The sequence below is a fragment of the Halomonas cupida genome, assembly GCF_900142755.1.
Taxonomy (GTDB): Bacteria; Pseudomonadota; Gammaproteobacteria; order Pseudomonadales; family Halomonadaceae; genus Halomonas; species Halomonas cupida.
In genome coordinates, this window is sequence record NZ_FRCA01000003.1 from 358501 (window position 1) to 376812 (window position 18312).

General features: G+C 59.2%; 16 protein-coding genes. 7 read left to right on the forward strand and 9 right to left on the reverse strand.

Annotation, left to right across the window (positions count from 1 at the left end; genetic code table 11):
- Positions 1-32: 32 nt before the first annotated feature.
- From BUE38_RS07985 to BUE38_RS08000, 4 genes are all read left to right on the forward strand, one after another.
- On the forward strand, positions 33-1319 hold the full coding sequence (locus tag BUE38_RS07985) for a TolC family outer membrane protein (RefSeq protein WP_255320737.1): 1287 nt from the start codon (positions 33-35) through the stop codon (positions 1317-1319).
- Between the two features lie 25 nt (positions 1320-1344).
- Complete coding sequence (locus tag BUE38_RS22470; RefSeq protein ID WP_143166238.1) at positions 1345-1815, forward strand: hypothetical protein; 471 nt, start codon at positions 1345-1347, stop codon at positions 1813-1815.
- A 626-nt stretch (positions 1816-2441) separates the two neighbouring features.
- Positions 2442-4592, forward strand: coding sequence for a type I secretion system permease/ATPase (locus BUE38_RS07995; protein WP_073434497.1), 2151 nt, complete (start codon positions 2442-2444; stop codon positions 4590-4592).
- The gene (locus tag BUE38_RS08000) at positions 4574-5764 is read left to right on the forward strand and encodes an HlyD family type I secretion periplasmic adaptor subunit (RefSeq protein ID WP_073434498.1); all 1191 of its coding nucleotides are present in this window, start codon (positions 4574-4576) and stop codon (positions 5762-5764) included. Before BUE38_RS07995 ends, BUE38_RS08000 begins: the two co-directional genes overlap by 19 nt.
- A gap of 27 nt (positions 5765-5791) precedes the next feature.
- Here the strand turns inward: BUE38_RS08000 and BUE38_RS08005 are convergent, their stop codons facing one another.
- From BUE38_RS08005 to BUE38_RS08035, 7 genes are all read right to left on the reverse strand, one after another.
- Complete coding sequence (locus tag BUE38_RS08005; RefSeq protein ID WP_073434499.1) at positions 5792-6790, reverse strand: LacI family DNA-binding transcriptional regulator; 999 nt, start codon at positions 6788-6790, stop codon at positions 5792-5794.
- 40 nt (positions 6791-6830) lie between these two features.
- The gene (locus tag BUE38_RS08010; RefSeq protein WP_073434500.1) at positions 6831-7577 is read right to left on the reverse strand and encodes an SDR family oxidoreductase; all 747 of its coding nucleotides are present in this window, start codon (positions 7575-7577) and stop codon (positions 6831-6833) included.
- Position 7578: 1 nt separating this feature from the next.
- A complete protein-coding gene (locus BUE38_RS08015; protein WP_073434501.1) occupies positions 7579-9117 on the reverse strand; it encodes an FGGY-family carbohydrate kinase in 1539 nt (512 codons plus the stop codon).
- 192 nt (positions 9118-9309) lie between these two features.
- Positions 9310-10404: a zinc-binding dehydrogenase gene (locus BUE38_RS08020; RefSeq protein ID WP_073434502.1), complete on the reverse strand. Its 1095-nt coding sequence runs from the start codon at positions 10402-10404 to the stop codon at positions 9310-9312.
- Positions 10405-10457: 53 nt separating this feature from the next.
- Positions 10458-11435 (reverse strand): ABC transporter permease, encoded by a 978-nt coding sequence (locus BUE38_RS08025; protein ID WP_073434503.1) that lies wholly within the window; start codon positions 11433-11435, stop codon positions 10458-10460.
- Positions 11432-12934: a sugar ABC transporter ATP-binding protein gene (locus BUE38_RS08030; RefSeq protein WP_073434504.1), complete on the reverse strand. Its 1503-nt coding sequence runs from the start codon at positions 12932-12934 to the stop codon at positions 11432-11434. Before BUE38_RS08030 ends, BUE38_RS08025 begins: the two co-directional genes overlap by 4 nt.
- A 223-nt stretch (positions 12935-13157) precedes the next feature.
- Complete coding sequence (locus BUE38_RS08035; RefSeq protein WP_073434505.1) at positions 13158-14090, reverse strand: ABC transporter substrate-binding protein; 933 nt, start codon at positions 14088-14090, stop codon at positions 13158-13160.
- A 530-nt stretch (positions 14091-14620) separates the two neighbouring features.
- Between BUE38_RS08035 and BUE38_RS08040 the strand changes: the two genes are divergently transcribed.
- Positions 14621-15073, forward strand: a complete 453-nt coding sequence (locus tag BUE38_RS08040) for a hypothetical protein (protein ID WP_073434506.1) — start codon at positions 14621-14623, stop codon at positions 15071-15073.
- A 186-nt stretch (positions 15074-15259) separates the two neighbouring features.
- Positions 15260-15664, forward strand: a complete 405-nt coding sequence (locus BUE38_RS08045; protein WP_073434507.1) for a hypothetical protein — start codon at positions 15260-15262, stop codon at positions 15662-15664.
- A gap of 108 nt (positions 15665-15772) precedes the next feature.
- Here the strand turns inward: BUE38_RS08045 and BUE38_RS08050 are convergent, their stop codons facing one another.
- Entirely contained in the window at positions 15773-16654 is an 882-nt protein-coding gene (locus BUE38_RS08050; protein WP_073434508.1) for a Tim44 domain-containing protein, read from the reverse strand.
- Positions 16655-16798: 144 nt separating this feature from the next.
- Between BUE38_RS08050 and BUE38_RS08055 the strand changes: the two genes are divergently transcribed.
- Positions 16799-17380, forward strand: a complete 582-nt coding sequence (locus BUE38_RS08055) for an isochorismatase family protein (RefSeq protein WP_073434509.1) — start codon at positions 16799-16801, stop codon at positions 17378-17380.
- Between the two features lie 21 nt (positions 17381-17401).
- Here the strand turns inward: BUE38_RS08055 and yaaA are convergent, their stop codons facing one another.
- Positions 17402-18178: a peroxide stress protein YaaA gene (gene yaaA, locus BUE38_RS08060; protein WP_073434510.1), complete on the reverse strand. Its 777-nt coding sequence runs from the start codon at positions 18176-18178 to the stop codon at positions 17402-17404.
- Positions 18179-18312 lie beyond the last annotated feature (134 nt).

Genomic DNA, 18312 nt, shown 5'->3' on the forward strand with positions numbered 1-18312 from the left:
TAATGAAGCGTTACTTATCCTTTTTTGTGGTGATGGCCTTTTCCCTGTCTGTTGAGGCGGTTGAATATACCGATTCGCCGTTACGGGAAGGTACAAATAGTGGGCAAGAATTGTCGCTTCAGAATGCCATCATGCTTGCTTTCGAAAATGATCCATCCATTGCCAGAACTGCTGCAGAAATCAGTATCTCTGATGCGCAGATCGATGAGGCGAAGAGTGCCTGGCGTCCTCAGGTATCACTTCAGGGGGGGATGGGCGGCAGTGCCAGTGATGGTGATGACTTCGCCCAATCGGATAACTACGGTCTGGCGTTACGTCAGCTTCTCTATGATTTCGGACGGACCAGTAATAATGTCGACCAATACACCGCCATGCAGGAAGGAAAACGCTACGAGCTGCAGAGCGCGCTGAATGATGTTGGTGGGAGAACGGCACGGGTCTATGTCGAGATTAAACGTTTCGAGGCACTCAGGCGTGTGGTGAATGATGGCATTGCCTCACTGACAGAAGTGCGCAACATCGCCGCGATGCGTGCAGAGGGAGGACTCGGAACCCACTCGGATCTGCTGCAGACAGAGTCACGTATCGCCGCCTTGCGTTCCCAGCAGGCACAGTATGACGCTCAACTGGCGTCGGCGCGGGCCGAGTTGGGAGTACTGACGGGCACTCGGATCAATGGAGTCGGTGATGTACCTGCTGTACTGACGGAGGTTGAAGCCAACCTCGATGCCATCAACTACGAGCAGATACCCCAGGTGCTGCAGGCCGAGGCATCGGCAGAAGTAGCGCGACTGGCAATCGAAGGGGAGCGCAAGGGGTACATGCCATCTTTCAGCCTCGAGGGTGGGCGCACCCACTATGACTCGGACGATGACAGCTACTGGGACAACTCGATCCAGGTCACCGTTGACGCGCCCCTATATCAGGGGGGATCTGTGGGTGCCCGCGTGCGTCAGGCAGAAGGCAATGTGGCCGCATCACAGGCGGATATCAACAAGGTCAAGCAGGATATCCTGCTCAAGGCCGCTCAGGCCGAGTCGAGTATGAGTGGCGCCTCAGGCCGGCTTGTCGCTGCCGAGCAACAGTTGCAGAGCGCGAGACGTTCACGTGAAGTCTATCGCGATGAATACCTGCTCGGACAGCGCAGTGTCAATGACCTACTGAGTAATGAGCAGGAGGTCTATCAGGCACGTGTCGCGCAGCAGAGCGCACTGTATGACCAATGGCAATCGGCCGTCGTCTACCGTACGTCAGTGCATCAACTATTGCCCACTCTGGGTCTTGATCGCCCGGAGACGAAATTGTCTGAAACCTGGTAACCCGGCATGCTTTCATGTTGGGTTAATGGCGGCACAGGGACGTGCCGCCGTCGGCCATCACGCCGACGCGAGACCGTACCACACCAGTAGATCCACGCATCCGCGCCAGTGTGGTGCTGACGACAATCATATCGATCAGGATGAGCTATTTGATTGCCATGTTATTAACCCGGCATGCTTTCATGTTGGGTTAATGGCGGCACAGGGACGTGCCGCCGTCGGCCATCAGGCCGACGCGAGACCGCACCACACCAGCAGATCCGCGCATCTGTGCCAGTGTGGTGCGGACGACAATCAAATTGATCAGGATGAGCTATTTGATTGCCATGTTAATAGTGTGGTGTCCCACAAGTTTATCGTGTGTCAGAACCATCAGGTGCCGTTGGCGGTGTTGCCGCTTTTGGAAAGGGTGTCGGCCATTCCCTGCAAGCGGCATCTGGCCATCAACCCGGTATGGCGTGCTGAAATCATGCCAACTTGTGGGACGCCACACTAGAGCCTCTGGTAGGCACACGCCGGAGGTTCAGGTGCTCTCGCTGGTACTGGAGGGCGTCTCTCGTACTTTTCCCTTCGGTCATATCATCAGAGAGACCACTTTCACGACGGCTCATTCTGGTGCATGGTGCTGTGCCCCCTTCCGGCAGTCAACTGGCAGATGAATGCTGCTTTTCCGAGTTTTATTGGCTGGTTTTATATCGGGCCGTTTTCATGACCATGTTGATTGGTTGTGTATATGGTTTTTGAATGAATTTTTATGAAGGTTTTTCGGAGCCAGGCAGGAAGATTTTCCACAGGTATGCGTGGGTGTTTCTCGGGATTGTGTGTGCTGGTAATGCCTGGCGTGTCACGCAGATATGATGTCAAACATGGCGGTATATCAACAATATGATATCTGGAAAGTGTGGTGTAGTGATTGTTTGAATAGGCAAGGATCAGCAAGGTGTATGGCGGTAGAGTGTCATGGATAAATAAGCTCCATCCAGAGGGACGCATCTATCCACGTCTTGATTCATTGTTCCAGGGTGTCTGGGTGACTCCTTGAATCAGATTGCATGCATGGTGTGCTGGCGAGAAACAATCGCAGCATGACTCTACAACGACAGACGTCGCAGGTAGGTAACGATGGAAATACCACAACGTGACGATCTATTGTCGGCATTCATGGCCGTTGCTCGACATTATCGTCTTGATTTCTCGGAAGAGAGTGTGCGTGTTGCAACCAGCTGGAACAAGGGGGCTACGCTCGATCAGCAGTTGAAGGATATAGCCCGTCACCTGGGACTGGATGCGCGTGAGGTCCGCTACTCCTCTCGGCTATTGAAGAGCTGGCAGATGCCATTTGTGGTCCAATTGGATGACGGACAGATTGGCGTGGTTGAAGGTGAGGACCGGGAAGGGGGGCTGCGGGTCCGCTTCAGCGACAATGGCGGACTGGTGGCCAGTGTTCCGGCCAGGCAACTGAGTGAGAGTGCGGTGCGTGCCATCCTCATGAAGCCACTGACTTCGGTACCGGACGCACGAGTTGACGAGTACATCAAACCGTGGCGGCAAAACTGGTTGTGGGCGACGGTGTTCCGCGACTGGCATCGCTTCGGTGACATCATTGCGGCATCGCTGGTGGCCAATGTGTTGGCACTGGCCGGGATGACGTTCTCGATGCAGGTCTATGATCGTGTGGTGCCGGCGCAGTCCTACCCTACCCTTTGGGTGTTGTTCGGTGGCGTGCTCATTGCCTTCCTTTTTGAGTTCAGTATGCGCCTGGTACGCACCCATACCTCGGATGTCATTGGCAAACGTGCGGATCTGCGCATTTCCGACCGAGTATTCGGTCATGCGCTGCGTATCCGCAATGGTGACCGGTCCCGTTCAACGGCTTCCTTCATCTCCCAGATTCGCGAGCTGGAGCAGATTCGAGACCTGGTGACGTCCACCACCATTGGAACCGTGGCTGACCTGCCGTTCTTCTTTCTGTTCGTCACGGTGGTGTGGCTCATCGGCGGGCCGCTGGTCTACGTGATACTGGCGGCCATTCCGTTGCTGTTGATCCCTGGATTGGTCCTGCAGCGTCCGCTGGCGCGATTGGCCAACGAGGGACTGCGTGAATCCGCCGTACGCAACGCGACATTGATTGAGTCGGTGGAGAACATCGAAGACATCAAGCTTCTGCGTGCAGAGCAGCGCTTCCAGAACCAATGGAATCATGCCAACCAGGTGTCCGCTGATATCAGCAAACGTCAGCGCTTCTATGTGGGCCTGCTGATGACATGGACTCAGCAGGTACAGTCGATTGTCTATGCCTGTGTGCTGCTGATCGGGGCCTACCTGGTGATCCAGGGTGACCTGACTACCGGAGCTCTGGTCGGGACCAGTATTCTGGCCTCGCGGACCATCTCACCGCTGGCTCAGGTTTCCGGCGTTCTGTCACGCTGGCAGCAGGCGAGGGCCGCACGACGCGGCCTGGATGACCTGATGCAGAAGCCGGTCGACCAGCCGGAGCATGGACGAGCGGTACACAAGGCGATGATCCGTGGTACCTACCAGCTCAACAACGTGCAGTTCTGGTACGACGATGAGCGCAAGGTGCCGGATATCGAAGTAGGACGTCTGAATATCCAGGCCGGTGAGCGCGTTGCCATCCTGGGTCGCAACGGTGCCGGAAAGTCGACGTTGCTGCAGTTGCTGGCCGGTATGCAGCTGCCGCGCGTCGGTCAGGTGCTGATTGACGAAGTGAGCATCGATAATCTGGATACTGCTGATCTGCGCCGTGATCTGGGCTTTCTGCATCAAGGTTCTCGGCTGTTCTTCGGCACCCTGCGCGACAACCTGACGCTTGGCAGGCCGGATGCCAGTGATGAGGAAATCCACCAGGCACTGACGCTCAGTGGCGCCCTGACTCTGGTACAGCAGCAGCAGGGCGGACTCGAGTACATGATTCTCGAAGGTGGCCGTGGCCTCTCCGGTGGTCAGCGTCAGTCACTGTTGTTGGCTCGCATGCTGTTGTGCGATCCCAATATCGTGCTGCTCGATGAGCCCACGGCAGCAATGGATGATGTCACCGAACGCCAGGTCGTCAACCAGCTCAAGAACTGGGTGGGGCAACGCACTCTGGTTGTCGCCACCCACCGCCCGGTGATTCTCGAACTGGTCGATCGGATCATCGTCGTCAACGGCGGGAGGATCATCAGCGATGGTCAACGTGACGAGGTGATCAGCAAGTTCTCACGTGGCGATAATACGGCACAGGAGGCCCGCCAATGGACGGTGAATCAGTAATGGCCCGTGCTCCATCAGACAAGGTGCTGAGCGAACCGCGTTTGCCTCACAGTCGCATTGTGGTGTGGTTAGTGGTAGCGGCTTTGGTAGCCTTTGGTGGCTGGGCCTGGTATTTCCAGATTGATGAGGTGACCACCGGTAGCGGCAAGATTGTGCCGTCCTCCAATGAGCAGGTGGTGCAGTCTCTGGAAGGCGGTATCCTCAAGGAACTGCTGGTTAAACCCGGGGATATTGTCGAGAAGGGCCAGGTACTGGCAAAACTGGATCCTGTTCGTGCCGAGTCGGCTGTGGGCGAAAGCCGTTCGCATCTGCTGGCACTGTTGGCCAGCTCCGCGCGACTGACCGCCGAGGTCAGTGATACGGAGCCCCAGTTCCCCGAGGAACTGAATGACCACCCAGGCTTGATCGAACAGGAGATGAGCCTCTATCGGTCTCGACGCTCCAGTCTGACGGAAACGGTGTCTGGCCTGGAGGAAGAGCGACGCCTGGTGCAACAGGAAATCAACATGACCCAGCCCTATGTCGCTCGCGGTGCTGCCACGGAAGTCGAAGTGCTGCGTCTGCGCCGTCAGGCCAGTGAGCTGAGCAATCGCATCGAGGAGGCGCGCAACCAGTATTACGTCAAGGCACGCGAGGAACTGGCCAAGGTCATGGGGGATATCGAGTCATTGCGCTCGGTGGTAAGGGGCCGCCAGGACTCACTGCAGCGATTGGAGTTCATCTCGCCGGTACGCGGTATCGTCAAGGATATTGAAGTCACCACTGCAGGAGGAGTGATTCCGCCCAACGGCAAATTGATGAGCATTGTCCCCCTTGAAGACCAGTTGCTGGTCGAGGCCCGCATCTCGCCCCGTGATGTTGCCTTTATTCATCCCGGGCAGCATGCCGAGGTCAAGATCACCGCATACGACTACTCCATCTATGGTGGTCTCGATGGTGAGGTTACGGTGATTTCACCGGACACTACTCAGGATGAAGTGCGTCGGGACACCTGGTATTACAAGGTGTATATCCGCACGGATCAGTCGTGGCTGGAAACCGATGATGGTAAACAGCATCCGATATTTCCCGGCATGATCACTACGGTGGACATAGCCACCGGCTCACGCACGATCCTCGATTATCTGCTCAAGCCATTCAACAAGGCCCGGGAAGCGCTGCGCGAACGGTAGTGGCGGCAGGCTCGTGAAGAGCGGTGATTACTCATCCATGCTGGCATCGATCACCACGCGCTGCGGCTCCGCGGTGGGGTTGGCGATACGTGCCAGCAGTAGGTGGATGGCCTGGTGGCCGGCATATGAGGCATCGAAGCGGGTGGTGGGAATGCGGATATCGAAGATACCGCAATAGGGCAGTTGGTCGACGCCAAGCACCGTGGCGTCGTGGTAGGAAATACCGCCATCGTGTAGTGCACTCAGCGCCCCTAGAGTCATCAACTGGTTGAGGCCGACAATGGCGCTGGGCTGGCCGGATTCGCTCAGGTAGCGGACTACGGCATCGTAGGCGGGCTCGAAGTTGTAGAGACCCTCGCGCCGGTCGAGCTTGATGCTGGCATTGGCCTGCCCGTAGGCGTCCTCGATTCCCTTGAGGCGCTGCCGGGTAATGTACGAACTGGCTGGCCCGGTGAGCACCAGCGCTTGATCGAGGTTGCGCTTGAGCATGGCGTTGCCGAGTAGCCAGCCAGCCTTGCAGTTGTCGAGCACTACTTGGGGAAAGTCCTCGACAGGCAGGGTGCGGTCGAGCATCACCAGCGGCAGTTGGGCATCGCGCAGGGTGTCGATATATACCGGCAGGTAGTCCAGCGCATCGGAGACCGGCGAGAGGATGATACCCGCCACCTGGTAACTGAGCAGCGTCTGGATGGCGGCCGCTTCGACGTTGCTGTCGCCATCGGTATCCATCAGCAGAATGTCGTAACCACGGGCCTTGGCATCGCGGGAGATGGCCTTGATCGCTTCGCTGTAGAAGGGGTTGTCGATACTGGCAATGACCACGCCGATCAAACGACTCTGACTGCTGCGTAGCTGGCTGGCGAAGGCATTGGGCACATAGCCCAGCTCCCGAGCCGCTGCCAGAATTCGCTCGCGGGTTGCCGACTTGACCTTGTCCGGATGCTTGAAGGCACGTGACACCGTGATATTGGTCAGCCCGACATGGCGGGCGATATCGTTGATGGTGACCGTGCCTTTGCGTTTCATGGGCATCCTGAGCTGATGGCGGGTGATTCGGGGCAGACTATCACACGGCGGTGTAGCCGCCATCGATCGGCAGGCAGGCGCCGGAGATCATCGAGGCGGCATCGCTGAGCAGAAATGCCACCGGGATCGCGACTTCCCGCGGCATGGCGAAACGTCCCAGGGGAATGGCGGCCAGCATCGGGTCGCGTTTCTCCGGTGCCGACCAGGCCATCTCGGCCATGGGGGTCAGTGTGACGGTGGGATTGACGCTGTTGACGCGAATGCCGTGGGGGCCCAGCTCCAGACACAGTACGCGGGTCATGGCATCCATGGCCGCCTTGCTGGCGCAGTAGCCGAGATGATCCTGCAGCGCGGCACTGGCGGCCTGGCTGGACACATTGACGATAGCGCCCTGGCGCTGGTGCTTGATCATGTTGCAAGCCACCTCACGTGCTACCACAGCGCTGGCCACCACATTGGTGTGCAGAATCTGTTCGAGATCCCCGGCCTTGAATGTCAGGGCAGAATCGAGAATCGAGATTCCCGCACAATTGACCAATCCATCAAGGGCCGGCAGCCCGCCAAGTGTCTGCTGAACCTGATGCTCATCGGTGATATCCATCACCAGGCTCCGGCAGTCCAGTTCCGAGGCCAGCGCCTCCAGGCGTTCGGCATTGCGGCCAACCAGCAGTGGCTCGGCGCCTGATTCACGCAGCAGGCGGGCGATATCCTCACCAATACCGCTGCTGGCGCCGGTTACCAGAATGCGTCTGTCTCGCAGGTCGATGAGTCGGTTATCGGAAGACATTTCAGGCGACTTCTCCAGGGAGTTCAATGGCGTCCAGACGGTGCATCAGCGGTTGCAATGCCGGATACAGGTCGCAGTAGCACTGGAACAGCGCATCATAGGTGGCTTGGACATCCGGGTTGGGGATGGCGCGTTCGATCAGGGTTCCATGCAGTTCACCATCGTCGAGGGACAACAGCCCCTGATGACGTGCTGCCAGCAGACCGGCACCCAGTGCGGCTTCGACATTCTCGCGATAGGTGTAGACAGGGTGGCCGGTGATATCGGCGATGATCTGCATCCACAGGTCGGACTGGGTGACACCACCGACGACAATCAGGCGGGGGTCCAGCTCGACCTGCATCGATGCTCCGGCCTGCATGTTGTGACGCAGGGCAAAGGCCACGCCTTCGAGCACGGCGCGATACATATGCTCGCGGCGATGGGTGAAATCGAGGCCGATGAAGGCGGCGCTGGCGCGGGCATCCCACACCGGGCTGCGTTCACCCATCAGGTAGGGCAGAAACAGCAGCCGGTTGGCACCCGGTGGCAGGGCGGCAGCAAGCGCTTCAAGTTCGGCGTAGATCGCGCCATGGTCATTGCGATCGGCGAAGAAGGTGTCCAGATACCAGACGACTGAGGCGCCCGCGGTCAGGGCGCCGCCGAAGGTATAGATATCGCGCTGGCCGTTGAGTACATGGGGAAAGCTGATCAGGCCACTGCCGGGCGTTGGTCGCTGGTTGATCATGCCCCAGCACATGCTGGTGCCGATCATGGCCACATGATGGCCCGGCGCAGTGGCGCCACCGGCGAGGGTGGCCATGGCGGCATCGACACCGCCGGCGACGACGGCAATCCCTTCGGGTAGACCCAGCCTCTCGGCCATGACGGCATCAAGTGAGCCGACGGCATCACCCGAGTCGACGAGGCGTGGTGGCAGCTTGTCGATATCGAGGCCGAGTGCCGTGGTCATCTCCTCGGACCAGCAACGACTGATCAGGTCGTAAACCCCACCGATATTGCCAGCCGAGCTGTGATCCACGGCCAACTCTCCGGTCAATCGCCAGGCCATGTAGTTGTTGGGCGGTACCAGATAGCGCGTGCGTGCCCAGATATCCGGGCGTTCCTGCTTCAGCCACATCATCTTGGTGAAACCGTAGTAGCTGTCGACACCGTTGCCGGTAACCGCTTCCAGCCGGGCCAGATCGACATGCTGCCTGACCCAGTTAACTTGAGGCTCCGCACGACGATCCATCCAGATCAGACAGGGATGCAATGGCTCCATGGACTCGTCCACCGGGATGCCCGAGCCTCCGTACAGGCTACTGATGCACAGCGCCTGAATGGATGCCGGCTCGACATCCTTCGACGCCAGGCAACCCTTGATGCAGGCCACCACGGCCTGCCACCAGACATCGGGCCACTGCTCGGCCCACCGGGGCTGCGGGGTATCGACACGATAGCCCTGTTGATGGCTGGCGATGATGCGACCCTGACCGTCGAGCACCAGTGCCTTGGTGCTCTGGGTACCGATGTCGATGCCAATCACATGGGGGGGCATAGGGGGCTCCTTTGGGGCGGAGTGCTACGAGCTACGAGCTACGAGCTACGAGCTACGAGCTACGAGTCGCGAGCTATGAGCCGCGAGCAGTTCGGCGGCGGCATTGAGTCTGAGCTCTCGACTCTGTTACCGGCACCGCTATTGAAATCCGGTCCTGTTCAGCTCGGAGCTCGCGGCTTCTGGCTCGTCACCTCATGGCCTCAACAACACCTTGATCGAGTCCGTGGAGTCGGCCAGTTCAAAGCCCTGATGGAAGTCTTCCAGCGCCAGGCGGTGAGTGACGATGCCTTTTGAGGTGATCAGACCACGGGCGAACAGGTCGATGGTCACAGGGTAGGTATAGGGCGCCAGATGTGCGCCGCGGACATCCAGTTCCTTGCGGTCGCCGATGATCGACCAGTCGACACTGGTTTCCTTGCCGAACACGCTGAATTCGACGAAGCGCCCCAACTTGCGGATCAGGTTGAGGCCCTGGACTACCCCCGCCGGGACCCCCGTGGCTTCGATATAGACATCACAGCCATAGCCGTCGGTTACCGCACGGACTTCTGCCTCGACATCATCGCGGGCCGGGTTGAGCACCATATCGGCGCCGAACTGCCTGGCCAGTTCCAGACGTTCGTCGACCATATCGATGACGATCAGCTTGCGTGGCGTCTTGAGGTGAGCGATCTGTACCATGCCCAGGCCAATGGCGCCGGCACCGGCGATCACCACCACATCGTCGAGCTGGATATCGCCGCGGTTGACGGCATGCACCGCACAGGACATCGGCTCGATAAAGGCTGCGTCGTCCTCGCTGACCTCCTCGGGAATGCGGTGTACCCGCCCGGTCGAGCCGATCTTGAGGTACTCGGCCATGCCGCCTTCCGCTACCACGCGCTGGAAGCCATGGATATTGTGCACTTCACACATCCAGTAGTGACCGGAAGTGCAGTAGCGGCACTTGTTGCAGGGCACGATCTGCTCGGCGATGGCGCGATCGCCCAGCGAGACGCCGAAGTGTTCCGCCGCGCCCTCGCCCAGTTCGACGACTTCACCGAAGAACTCGTGGCCAGCGGCCACCGGCGCCTTGACCCAGGGGTCGTCGCCTTCCCAGAACATCGCGGCGCCTGAGCGGCACTTGCAGTCACTGGCGCAGATGCCGCAGGCGACGATCTTCAGCAGCAGTTCATTGGGGCCGGGCCGAGGGGTGTCACGGTTCTCCAGGCGATAGTCATAGGGCGCGTGGCAGACCACGGCATTCATCTTGTCATTGATGATGGACTTGTCATTGTGGGTCGACATCGGAGCCTTCCTTATCTCTGTTTCATCTCGGTGCGGGTGAGGTGTATCGGTGCTCAGGGTGCACGCTTGCGGCTGATATAGATGGCCAGCAGGATGATGCAGCCCTTGATCACGTTCTGCAGGTACGGCGAGACCCCCATCAGATTGAGACCGTTGTTGAGAACACCGAGCAGCAGGGCGCCGACCAGAGTGCCGAGGATCATGCCGCGACCACCGGTGATGGCAGCACCACCCAGCACCACGGCGGCAATGGCATCGAGCTCGAAACCGACTCCGGCATTGGGTTGGCCACTCATCAGGCGTGAGGTCAGAATCAGACCGGCAATGGCGGCAGTGGTACCGCTGAGCACATAGACCAGCATCTTGTAGCGCGACACCCGGATACCCGACAGGCGAGTGGCTTCCTCGTTACCGCCAATGGCATACAGGTAGCGACCGGTGGCCGTGTGGCTGAGCAGCACATAGCCGATGGCGAAGACGGCGATCATGATGATGATCGGCATCTCGATGCCCGCCAGGCTCCCGCGGCCGAAGAAGGCGAACTCGGCAGGCAGGCCGGAGATGGGATAGCCCCCGGTATAGATCAGTGCCAGACCCCGGGCAATGCCCATGGTGGCCAGGGTAACGATGATCGGCGGCATTCCGGCGAAGGCCACGAAGGCGCCGTTGATGGCACCGAAGGCGGCGCCAACCAGCAGTCCCGCGATGATTGCTACGCTGGGTGGCATGCCTGCCACCATCAGTCCAGCCATGACCGTGCCTGACAGGGCCATCACCGGCCCCACGGAGAGGTCGATACCCCCGGTCAGAATCGCCAGGCTCATGCCAGCAGCGAGAATGGCGATGATCGAGGCCTGGCGGGCCAGATTGAACAGGTTACTCGAGGTCAGGAAGTTGTCATTGATCAATGCCATGGCAACAAAAACCACAATGAATCCGATCAATGGGTAGAACACCGGAGTGCGGCGAAAGCGGGCCAGCCAGGATCGAGAATGATCATGACGAGGGCTGGTGGAGGCGGTTTGGCTCATGCGCTGAGTCCTCCAGTGGCGTGATGCATGATGGATTGGGAATCGAGTTCATTGCCCTGCAGCACAGCGGCGATGGCGCCCTGGTAGAACACCGCGGCGCGGTCACACAGGCCCAGAACCTCGGGCAGCTCCGAGGAAATCATGATGATCGAGACGCCCTGGGCGGTGAGTTCCTTCATCAGGGCGTAGATTTCCGACTTGGCGCCGACGTCGATGCCTCGAGTCGGTTCGTCGAAGATCAGTACCTTGCATCGGTGACCCAGCCAGCGGGCGATGACGACCTTCTGTTGGTTACCACCGCTGAGATTGCCGACTGGCGTCTCGGCACTCGGGGCCTTGACCCTGACGGATTGCATCAGGCGTTCGGCGTTGCTGACTTCTGCGTTTCGGCGCAGCAGGCGGGCGCCGTTGCGGTACTGGTCGAGGTTATTGAGGCTGATGTTGTCGCGGCATGAGAAGGGCAGGATCAGCCCCTGGCTCTTGCGGCTTTCCGGCAGCAGACCGATGCCGTGTTCCAGGGCGATGGCCGGATGGCTGAAGTTGACGCTGTGACCTTCCAGGGTAACCCGGGCCGCGGCCGGACGAGTGGCACCGATCAGGCCCATGGCAAACTCCGAGCGTCCCGAGCCCACCAGCCCGGCAAGACCAAGAATTTCTCCTCGGTGCAGCTTGAGTGAATGTTCAGGGCCGTTCGGTGTCAGGCTCAGGGCCGCCACATCCAGAACCACGTCGTTGTAATCGGCATCACAGCGGCGTATCGGAAAGATGTTCTCGACCCTGCGGCCGACCATCTTTTCGATCAGGTCGTCGGCGTTGGTATCGGCGACAGCCAGTTCGTCAATCTTCTCACCGTCACGCATGACCGTGACCCGGTCGCAGATGGTGAAGATTTCTTCCATGTGGTGAGAGATGAACACCATGCCCACCCCCTGGCTGCGCAGCTCGCGCATGATATCGAACAGGTGATCGGCTTCGCTGGGTGTCAGAGTGGCGGTGGGCTCATCAAGCACCAGAATGCGGGCATCCAGTGACAACGCCTTGGCAATCTCGATGAACTGCTGCTCGGCTACGCTCAACTCGGCAATGGGACAGTCGAGTGAAATCGAGACCTTGAGGCGTTGCAACAGGGTTTCGGTCTCACGAATCATGCGTCGGCGGTCGCGCAGACCGAGGCGATTCTTCAATTCGCGGCCGAGGAAGATGTTGTCCACGGCATCCAGCCAGGGAATCAGGCTGAATTCCTGAAAGATGATACCGACACCGGCCTTGAGTGCATCCTGATAACCATCGAAGTGGCGTGTCTTGCCATCGATGAGAACCTTGCCGTCATCCGGCTGGTAGATGCCGCACAGAATCTTCATCAGCGTCGACTTGCCGGCACCGTTCTCGCCGAGCAGCGCCATCACCTCGCCTTCGTGCAGGTCCAGCGACACATCGCTCAGCGCCTTGACGCCGGGAAATGCCTTGGAGATATGGCGTAATGAGAGAAGAGGGGACATCAGATTACCCTCGCACGCCGCCCGGGAAACACTGACTGAATGCCTGCGCAGACGAATCACGGCGTCGCATGGTGCTATCCATCCTCACATATTGCGCTATATGCTGCGGTGGATGCGCGCCGTGCTCCTTGTGCTTCGTCCTGCTCGCCGATGCAATCAGCGCTTCACCTGTGGCGGCGTATCTGTTGAGCTTGAATGAAAGCGGGGTGATTGCCCGTGCGTCTTACCAGCTGAAGTCGGCGGCCTTCTCGCGGTCGATCAGCTCGATATCAATGGGGATTTCGGCCGGAGCGGTGGAAGCACCCCAGTGCTTGGCAAGGCCCAATCCCAGCCCCAGACGCACCATGTCACGGGGATATTGTGCTGAGGTGGCGATGAAGGCGGAGTCCGGCTGCTGGATGGCGGAAATCGCCTCGGGATGCCCATCGACACTCACCAGCTTGATGTCTCGACCACTGGAGTCGATGGCAATCAAGGCACCCAACGAACCGATGTCATTGACGCTGAACACGCCATCCAGTTCGGGGTTGGCCTGGATCAGGTTCTCGGTGACGGTCATTGCATGGGTACGTTCCTGACGACCATTCTGCTTGCCGACGATCTCGATACCTTCATGCTCACCCAGTGCCGCCTCACAACCCTCGATCCGTTGCAGAATGGGGACCACGGGGATGCCATCGAGCAATGCCACCTGCCCCTCTCCGCCGAGGGCATCGGCAAGATATTCACAGGCCTTGTAGCCGGCATCGTAGTTCTTCGAGCCGACAAAGCCATCGATGGGGCCATTGGCCTGGGCATCGATGGCGATGGTGGTCACCCCGGCTTCCTGAGCAGAAAGCACTGCTGTCTCTACACCCACCGAGTCCGTGGGGTTGAGCAGCAGGATATCGATATCACGCTGAATCAGATCCTCGACATCATTGACCTGCTTGGCCACATCGTGACGAGCATCGGTGATGATCAGCTCGGCACCGATGCTTGACGCGGCTTCCTCCAGTGCTTCCTGCATGGTGACGAAATACTGGTTGTTGAGCTCCTGGAAGGACATACCGATCTTCAGCGGCTCATCTGCAGCACTGGCACTCGCTGCCGTCAGGGAACAGGCCAGGACAAGGCTGGACAGCATTGCGCTGTGCTTGAGAGGTGTGACTGGCATGCTTGGCTCCTCGGTTGTTGTTCTTGCTTTGTTTGAAGTTCCGAAAAGTGGTGGTTATCTGCCGATATGATGACGTTGTCATTTAAAATGTTAACGTCAACATTCTTGCAAGCTAGTCGAGCTGAAATGCCAGGTCAATGTCACTGCGACTAAGGTATAGCGGTTGCGGCGAGCAGGACTGCGCCGCTGGCAGGTGCTTATATACAGCCCGGCCTTACTCTCATTTCAGGCGTCTGCCGGTGGGTATCCGACCGTACTGCGACTGCTGGCTGCTCAGGCCTCGAAGCTTGCCAATATGTCATCCGGGGGCTGCCAAAACGGGTCTCTTCGGACTATGCTGCAACTGCTATCAAGTGGTTCGTTTGGCCGCAGGTCCTTGTGCCGATTCGAAAACTTGATACCTGCGAGGGCCAAGTAAACTTCGGTTTCCTTGTCGCGTTACGCAAAGTCACACTTAGGGATGGTCACGGCAGCTGGCGCCAGCTAGGGTTAGGCTATCCATTCGACTAATGTCTCAGGAGGAGATAGTCATGAACGGTAACATGAAACGTACTGTAGGTATGGCCATGCTGATGGCCTTCATGGCTGGCGGCCTGGCTGCCTGTGATAAGGAAGAGGCGCCGGCGGATGAAGCTGAGCAGTCCATGGAATCCATGGAAGAATCTGCCAACGAGGCCGAGCAGTCCATGGAAGAAGCTGGTGCTGCTGCGGATGAGGCCATGGACGACACGGCCGCTGCTGCCGAAGAGACTACGGATGACGCGGCTGCCGCTACCGACGAGGCAGCTGATGATATGGGTGCGGCTGCCGATGAGGCCATGAACGACGCGGAGCAGATGGCTGACGATGCTGGCCAGGCCATGGACGACGCTGCTTCTGAAGCCGACCAGATGGCTGATGAAACCATGGACGATGCCGGTCAGGCCATGGAAGATGCCGGTAATGACATGCAGGATAGTGCAGAAGAAGAAACTACCAACTAAGGCACGCCTTGCCGGCAACGCCGGTTGGCAATCCTTCGCGGCCGGGCAAATGCCCGGCCGCGTTGCGTTCAGTTCGGGAATTCTTGTCTGAAATCATCAAGTCAGCAGGATACCTTTGAAGATTGTTGCCGACACACGCCTATACTGTGCGATGCAGCTATTCAGCTGCCTTTCTGGAGAAGAACCATGATTTATGGGAAGTTTCGTCGCCTGGCGCTGGCCGGTGCTATCGCCATGCTGGGCCTTGGACTGGCCGCTTGTGAGGATGATTCCGCAGAACAGACAGGCGCAAAGGTGGATGAGGCTCGTGAAGCGGTCAAGGAGCAGGCTCAGGGCATGGTCGACCAGGCTGCTGCGGCGCTCGACGAAGCCTCCGACCGAGCGGCTGAGGTTCTTTCCAATGCCGGTGGTATGGCCTCCGAAGCGCTTGATGACGCGACTCAAGTGGTTGACTCCGGCACACAGCAGGCCGGTGATACGGTCACGCGTATGGCGGATGATGCACAGCAGGCCGTCGACGAGGCGGTCGACGATGCCGATGAAGACGTTCAGCAGTCGGCGGATGAGGAAGGAGCCACCGAGTCATCATGAATACCAGAGGCCGGGCATCTGCCCGGCCTCTGTCAGTACGTCTTCTTCACCACTTCTTCCGGCAGTTGCTGGCTGTGGCGCCTGGTTGCCGGAGCCTTTGGTGATCTGTCAGTCGTTCTGTTCAATGCCCTGCACATACCAGGGGGCGCCGTCACGCAGATTGCGGATCAAGTGCCAGGTTTCGTTGAACTCGGTCTTCTCTCCGTTCTCTTCCAGTACTCCGTGGAACAGCACACGAGCCTCGGCCTGATTGTCGTACTCGCGCACTCCGCCCAGTTCGGCGAACAGACGCACGACCTCGGTGCGGTTATTGGCCGGCTGGTTGGCTCGCTCTTCGCGCAGAAGGTTATAGAGTTCGGGGGTGACGTACTCCTGAATACCGGATAGGTCATTGTTGTCCCAGGCACGTTGCAGGGTCATGAAGTGTTCCTTTGCACCACCAAGGAAGCGCTCACGGTCGAACCATTCTGGGTCAGCGACGGGGCCCGTCGAAGCGCTGCCACCTGGCGTGCTGAAGGCGCTGGTGTCATGCTGCTCACGAGACCAGCTGGTTGGTGCCTGAGGAGAGTCCGCATGAGGCGCACTGGTTGCTCCTGCATTGGCTGTGCGGCGTCGCGCAAACAGCTTGAAGAGCAGGAAGGCCAGGCCTGCGATCAGCAGGATGTCCATCAAGCGAAGCTCATCGAAGGCGCCGCCGAAGAACAGTGCGCCGAGCAGGCCGCCGGCCAGCAGACCACCGAGCATGCCGCCCATGAAACCGCCCTTGCGTGGTGCCGTGGCGGGAGTTGCCTGGTTGGGGCGAGCGGCCGACGATTGAGTGGCGGAAGGTTGGTCTGCCTGACGCGAGAAGGTGCCGACGCTCTTGCCGCCACCAGCACGGCGCGCTTCTGCGCTATCCAGAGCAAGGCCGGCTCCGAGCATGGCGACCAGCAGCATGACGATCAAGCGGTTGATGGCGAAAAAATGGCGCAGCACGAGGAAGTGGCGCATCGAGTCGATCTCCAGAGTGAGTGATTGTCCCCGACTGCCAACGAGTCGGATATCGGGACAGGACAACAGGGGGAAAACTCATCCATTCTATCGATTGCGCGGGCAGCGGAAAGACATGACAGTCAAAAAATGAGGAAGGATGGCATGTTGATGGATCCTGAACGCAGTCTATTGCTGATCGTCGATGTCCAGAGCAGGCTGATGCCGGTGATCGAACGGGCCGACCAGGCCGTGTCGGAGATCAGTTGGCTGGTGGCGGTGGCCGAGCATCTGGCGGTGCCAGTGTGGTGTACGGAGCAGAACCCTGACGGGCTGGGGCCGACCGAGCCACGTCTGGCGTCGGTACTGCCGGCATCGACGCGTGGCATCGTCAAGCGCCATTTCAATGCCTGCCGTGAGCCGGGATTTGTTGAAGGGCTGAAGGAGCTGTCGCGGCCTCAGGTAGTGATTGCCGGAGCCGAGGCGCACATCTGTGTGCTACAGACCGCACTGGGCCTGCGCGACCAGGGGTTCGAGGTATTCTGGCTGATCGAGGGTTGTGTCAGCCGTCGTCTGGAGGAAGCCCGCCTGGCACGTGAACGGCTGGTGCAGGCGGGAGGTGTCGTGGTAAGCGCGGACATGGTGGCCTACGAGTGGCTGCAGCGCTGCGATGACAACACCTTTCGTGACGTTCATCGCCGATTGCTCAAGCCGCGAGCCGGACGTCCGCTGCGGCTGACACCATGATATTCGTGCTGCCGGCCGGTCTCAGGCCGGTGTATCGCGGGTGAATACCAGTGTATTGCCTTCGGACTGGGCGGTGTTGAAGCGATAGCCGGCAACATTGAAATCCTTGAGGCCCTCACGGTCGTCGAGTCGCTGACGAATCATCCAGGCTGCCATCAGGCCGCGTGCCTTCTTGGCGTAGAAGCTGATGATCTTGTACTGACCATTCTTGAGGTCTCTGAATACTGGCGTGACCACATCGGCCTTGAGCTTGCGTGCTGCTATTGCCTTGAAATACTCGTTGGAGGCCAGGTTGACCAGTATCGGTGAGCCACTGGCGGCAACAGACTCGTCCAGCTCGGCAGTCAGGGTGTCCTGCCAGAAAGCGTAGAGATCCTTGCCTGCTGGATTCCTGAGACGGGTACCCATTTCCAGGCGGTAGGGCTGAATCAGATCCAGCGGACGCAGCAGACCGTAGAGTCCAGAGAGAATTCGCAGATGCTGTTGGGCAAAAGCATTGTCGTCCTCGTCGAAGGTGTCTGCCTCCAGTCCCACATAGACATCACCCTGGAAAGCCTGGGCAGCCTGCTTGGCATTATCCGGAGTGAAGGGAGGCTGCCACTCGGCAAAGCGTGCTGCGTTGAGCCCGGCAATTCGATCGCTGACGCCCATCAATTCGGCGATCTGCGCAGGGCTGTAGTCACGCAGGATTTCGATCAGCTGCTGACTGCTGTCGAGATAGTCTGGTTGGGTAAAAGTCTCGGTGGTGGCGGGGGTCTCGAAGTCCAGAGTCTTGGCTGGCGAGATAATGCTGAGCATCAACGGGCTCCCTGATGGTCGACAGTGGCCGAAGCGGTAAGAAGAAGAGACGGCATTGTAACAAGCCCCGGCCAGGGCCGGGGCTATGGAGGCGATAGTCTGCCGCCCAGCAGCGGTGGAATCGGAGCGATGAG

Coding starts and splice junctions, on each gene's coding strand:
- BUE38_RS07985 (WP_255320737.1), top strand. CDS start 33: ATGGCCTTTTCCCTGTCTGTTGAGGCGGTTGAATATACCGATTCGCCG.
- BUE38_RS22470 (WP_143166238.1), top strand. CDS start 1,345: ATGGCGGCACAGGGACGTGCCGCCGTCGGCCATCACGCCGACGCGAGA.
- BUE38_RS07995 (WP_073434497.1), top strand. CDS start 2,442: ATGGAAATACCACAACGTGACGATCTATTGTCGGCATTCATGGCCGTT.
- BUE38_RS08000 (WP_073434498.1), top strand. CDS start 4,574: ATGGACGGTGAATCAGTAATGGCCCGTGCTCCATCAGACAAGGTGCTG.
- BUE38_RS08005 (WP_073434499.1), bottom strand. CDS start 6,790: ATGAAACGCAAAGGCACGGTCACCATCAACGATATCGCCCGCCATGTC.
- BUE38_RS08010 (WP_073434500.1), bottom strand. CDS start 7,577: ATGTCTTCCGATAACCGACTCATCGACCTGCGAGACAGACGCATTCTG.
- BUE38_RS08015 (WP_073434501.1), bottom strand. CDS start 9,117: ATGCCCCCCCATGTGATTGGCATCGACATCGGTACCCAGAGCACCAAG.
- BUE38_RS08020 (WP_073434502.1), bottom strand. CDS start 10,404: ATGTCGACCCACAATGACAAGTCCATCATCAATGACAAGATGAATGCC.
- BUE38_RS08025 (WP_073434503.1), bottom strand. CDS start 11,435: ATGAGCCAAACCGCCTCCACCAGCCCTCGTCATGATCATTCTCGATCC.
- BUE38_RS08030 (WP_073434504.1), bottom strand. CDS start 12,934: ATGTCCCCTCTTCTCTCATTACGCCATATCTCCAAGGCATTTCCCGGC.
- BUE38_RS08035 (WP_073434505.1), bottom strand. CDS start 14,090: ATGCCAGTCACACCTCTCAAGCACAGCGCAATGCTGTCCAGCCTTGTC.
- BUE38_RS08040 (WP_073434506.1), top strand. CDS start 14,621: ATGAACGGTAACATGAAACGTACTGTAGGTATGGCCATGCTGATGGCC.
- BUE38_RS08045 (WP_073434507.1), top strand. CDS start 15,260: ATGATTTATGGGAAGTTTCGTCGCCTGGCGCTGGCCGGTGCTATCGCC.
- BUE38_RS08050 (WP_073434508.1), bottom strand. CDS start 16,654: ATGCGCCACTTCCTCGTGCTGCGCCATTTTTTCGCCATCAACCGCTTG.
- BUE38_RS08055 (WP_073434509.1), top strand. CDS start 16,799: ATGTTGATGGATCCTGAACGCAGTCTATTGCTGATCGTCGATGTCCAG.
- yaaA (WP_073434510.1), bottom strand. CDS start 18,178: ATGCTCAGCATTATCTCGCCAGCCAAGACTCTGGACTTCGAGACCCCC.